Annotated in this window: 4 protein-coding genes and 1 pseudogene; all 5 read left to right on the top strand. The window is 60.6% G+C overall.

Features of this window, described 5'->3' with window-relative positions; translation table 11 throughout:
- A pseudogene (locus BN871_RS29505) lies at positions 1 to 334 on the top strand (hypothetical protein); the annotation flags it as partial.
- A gap of 483 nt (positions 335 to 817) precedes the next feature.
- Complete coding sequence (locus BN871_RS25165; protein WP_021881642.1) at positions 818 to 2,281, top strand: M23 family metallopeptidase; 1,464 nt, start codon at positions 818 to 820, stop codon at positions 2,279 to 2,281.
- 145 nt (positions 2,282 to 2,426) lie between these two features.
- Positions 2,427 to 3,176 (top strand): response regulator YycF, encoded by a 750-nt coding sequence (yycF, locus tag BN871_RS25160; RefSeq protein ID WP_048749826.1) that lies wholly within the window; start codon positions 2,427 to 2,429, stop codon positions 3,174 to 3,176.
- Positions 3,176 to 3,820, top strand: coding sequence for a hypothetical protein (locus tag BN871_RS29500; protein ID WP_053087052.1), 645 nt, complete (start codon positions 3,176 to 3,178; stop codon positions 3,818 to 3,820). Before yycF ends, BN871_RS29500 begins: the two co-directional genes overlap by 1 nt.
- A 17-nt stretch (positions 3,821 to 3,837) precedes the next feature.
- The coding region (locus BN871_RS29495; protein ID WP_232313349.1) for a HAMP domain-containing protein at positions 3,838 to 4,199 on the top strand (362 nt) is incomplete at its 3' end.

Here is a 4,199-nt window from a genome sequence, read left to right as displayed (position 1 = left end):
GAAGGTCATGATGGGATCGTTCGGCAAGAAGGGCTCGGACAAATCCRAGCKGSTSMAGCCCGTCCTGGGAGGCGGGCAGCGGGTCGCCCGCCGCCAGTGGAGGCGGCGAGTCCGGAATGCCTCCTGCGGGCAGCGGAGCTTCCGGGGGAAGCGGAATGCCGCGAAGCTCCGCAGCGGGAGGAGACGGAGGATCCGGCAGCTTGGGCAGTGGAGCATCCGCACCGGATTTTTCTGCCGGGGCTCCCTCCGCTGCGGCCTCCCCCTCTCCCTCGCCGGATCGTTCTTCCGCAGCATCTCCTCAGGCGCAGCCGTCGGCCGATCCCGGTTCCGATGACGCAGGAGGAGCGTCGGGCCAGCCGCAAAATATATGAATTGAATCCTAGCGGTGGTTCAAAGTGTTACTCGACCATACTGGTTATGATTCGAGTGGCGAAATTGTGTCCGCGGTTAAACGGCGTCCTGCCGCCTGTTGCCGAAAGATGCCGGCCATTCTGAAAAAATCTTAATCTCGCACCGTCCAAGCCTCGGTTGTCCGTTAAAATGAACCTATGGTAAAGTTAAAGGCGAATTCTCCAATCGGAGCATTCGTCTTTTTTTGACTTCATTCGATTCGACCATCGGAGCCGAGCAAAGAGGTTCGGATTGCTCTGCATGTGCGCCCTTTAGGGGCGGAAGCCGTATTGCTTGACTGATCAAGCCGATTCCCTTGCTGATTCCTTGCTCGTTCAGCCCAGCGGCATAGTTGCTCGGGACCTGGCGAGATACATAGGACCAAAAAAGCAAATGCAATCGAGCATGCGAAGAAGGAGACACGGTAGTGATTGCTTACAACCAACAAGAACCGCTTAAGGATATGAGGCCCGCACCGGGGCCAACGCGAAAAAAATGGGGCTGGATCGGAGCGGCGGCGCTTCTGCTCGCCGTTTTGGCAGGAGGCTCCTATTGGGGCTATTCCCATTACGTCAACACCCATACGAACGAATATTACCAGGTTCTTCTGGACGGCAAGCCGGTAGGGACGGTAGACAAGCCGTCCACGGTGGCCGCGATGGTCAAGAAGAAGGAGCGGGAAACCGCAGAGTCGCATCCCAACCTGACCATGACGCTGCATACGGGAACGATTTCCTACGAGAAGGTCCGGGAATACAAGGGGAAGCCCGATAGCGAAGCGACCTTGGACAAGCTGGCGGAGGGCTTCACGGCGACGGCGACGGGAGCGGCGGTCAAGGTGGACGGCAAAGTCATCGGAATCGTGAAGAACGAGGAGACGGCCAGAACCGTGCTGGATCAGCTGCAAAGGAAATACGCGCCTCCTCAGCGGATGAAGAGCGCCCTCAAGGTCATGACTCTGTCGGCTTCGACGAAGGCCGCCGCGCCTGCCAACGGCATCAGCGGCGTCAAATTCGCCGAGGACGTGACGGTGGATGAGGCGGCGGAGCTGGATCCTTCCGAGATCCTCGGCCAGGACCAGCTGCAGCGCATTCTGACGAGCGGCACATCGACCGACACGAAGTATACGGTGCTCAAGGGCGACTGCGTCGGCTGCATCGCGTCCAAGTTCGGCATTTCCAAGGAAGTCATCTATCAGAACAACCCGACGATCGAAGACGATATGATCAAGGCCGGCGACATCCTGGACCTGACGGTCAAAAAGCCGGCGATCAACGTGGTCACGACGGAAAGCCAGTCGGAGATCATTACGACCGAGCCGCAGGTGATCATCCAGAAAAAAGCGACGATGAAAGCCGGCGAGTCGAAGGTCATCCAGCAGGGACAGCCGGGCTCCAAGCGGCTCACCTATTCGGTCGTCAAGCAGAACGGCTACAAGATGAGCGAGGATCTCGTCAGCATCGACGTCATCCGAAAATCCGTTCCGAAAATCGTCGTGCGCGGCACGAAGGTCGTCGTCGGGGAAGGAAGCGGGGACTTCATCTGGCCGGTATCGGGCCATCGCATCACGAGCACGTACGGCACCCGCTGGGGCAAGCTGCACAAGGGCATCGACCTCGTCGGCGGCAGCACGATCAAGGCGGCGGACGAGGGGTACATCGAATTCGCGGGCCAGAAGAGCGGATACGGCAATGCCATCATCATCAATCACCGCAACGGCTACAAGACGCTGTACGGACATATGAGCAAGCTGTCGGTGCGCACCGGCCAGGTCGTCGACCGCGGCCAGGCCATCGGGGTCATGGGCAATACGGGCCATTCCTTCGGCACTCATCTGCATTTCGAGATCTACAAGAACGGAGCGCTGCAAAATCCGCTCAAATTCTTATAACAAGCTACAGCATCCGGATGCCCGCAAGGGTTATCCGGGTGTTTTTCGTTGCGGACGAGACGGCCATGCAAGGCGTGCCCGTGCTCTTTTATGGTAAACTAGAAGGTAACGGAATCAACAGTCCAAGAGGCAGGCGGTGACGGGAATGCACGGCAAAATACTGGTGGTGGACGACGAGCGTCCCATCGCGGATATATTGAAATTCAACCTGGAGAAGGAAGGCTACGAGGTCATCTGCGCCTTCGACGGCGGCGAAGCGGTTCGCATGGCATTCGAGGAGCAGCCGGATCTGATTCTGCTGGATCTGATGCTGCCGGTGAAGGACGGCATGGATGTATGCCGCGAGGTGCGTACGCGCCTGCAGACGCCGATCATCATGCTGACCGCGAAGGATACGGAGATCGACAAGGTGCTCGGGCTTGAGCTTGGCGCGGACGACTATGTGACCAAGCCGTTCGGAACGCGCGAGCTGCTCGCGCGGGTGAAGGCCCATCTACGGCGCACGCAGAAAATCCAGGAGGCTTCCTCCGGGACGAGTCCGGGAAGCAAGGAAGAAGGAGGGGAAGAGCAGCAGGGCTTGAAGCTGTTCAACCTGTTCATCGATACGGATATGTACGTCGTCTACAAGGACGGCCAGCCGCTCGATCTGACGCACCGGGAGTATGAGCTGGTCTATTACCTCGCGCGCCACAGCGGCAAGGTCATGACCCGCGAGCATCTGCTGCAGGCGGTGTGGGGCTTCGAGTATTTCGGCGACGTCCGCACCGTGGATGTGACGATCCGCCGGCTCCGGGAGAAGATCGAGGATGACCCGAGCCGTCCGGAATACATTCTGACCCGCCGCGGACTGGGCTACCTCATGCGCAATCCGAAGCACGGCGGCTTCGGCGGCTGATGAAGGGGCGCCGCTGGTTCAGCACGATCCAGGTCAAGCTGATCGCGATCTACATGCTGCTCATCCTGATCTCCATGCAGGTGATCGCGGTGTATTTCGTCAGCTCGGTGAAGACGTCGCTGACCGAGACGTTCACGAACAGCCTGAACGATCAGGCGCGCGCTCTGGCCGTGCTGGCGGCGGACAAGCTGACGGAGGAGAGCCTGGCCGCGCCCGCCGACAGCGGCAAGGAAGCCTCGTCCCTGTCGGAATACGTCAACAGCCTGTTCAGCCGCAGCGGCTCGGAGCTGCAGGTGCTCGACGCCAGCGGCCGCGTGCTGGCGGCGTCGGATGCCTACAGCGGCTACATAGGGAAGAAAAACACCTCCCTGATGGTCAGCCAGGCGCTGCAGGGCATTCCCGACAACGAGCAGGACATCCTCGACGAGGACAACGTGCGCAAAAAGATCATCACGCAGCCGATCAAATCCTCCGACAACCGGATCGTCGGGGCGGTCTACATCGTCGCTCAGATGACCGAGGTCAACGCTACGGTCGACCGCGTCAACCGGATCTTCGTCTCCGGCACGCTGATTGCGCTCGGCCTCACGGGCGTGCTTGGCGTCGTGCTGGCGCATACGATCACCAGCCGATCAAAGGGCTGACCCGCCAGGCGGAGGCCGTGGCGGAAGGACGCTTCGACCAGCAGGTGCCGGTGCTCGCCGACGACGAGATCGGCCGCCTCAGCGAGGCGTTCAACGAGATGACGCATCGGCTGCGGGAAGCTCTCTCCGTCAACGAGGAGGAGAACGAGAAGCTGCAGTCCGTCCTCTCGAACATGAGCGACGGCGTCATCGCCGCGGACGAGTACGGCACGGTCATGGTGTCCAACCAGCGGGCGATCGAGCTGCTCGGCGTCGATACATGCGAAGGCTGCAGCCTCTCGGAGCTGCTGGAGCTGCCGCAGGAGCGGCTTGAAGCGCTGCGCAGGTCGCGCGGACTGGCCGCGGTGCTCGTGAAGGAGTCGCCGGACGGCGAGGAGCG

It is taken from the genome of Paenibacillus sp. P22 (assembly GCF_000469945.2).
GTDB lineage: Bacteria > Bacillota > Bacilli > Paenibacillales > Paenibacillaceae > Paenibacillus_O > Paenibacillus_O humicus.
This window is presented reverse-complemented; position numbering and strand designations above follow the sequence as displayed.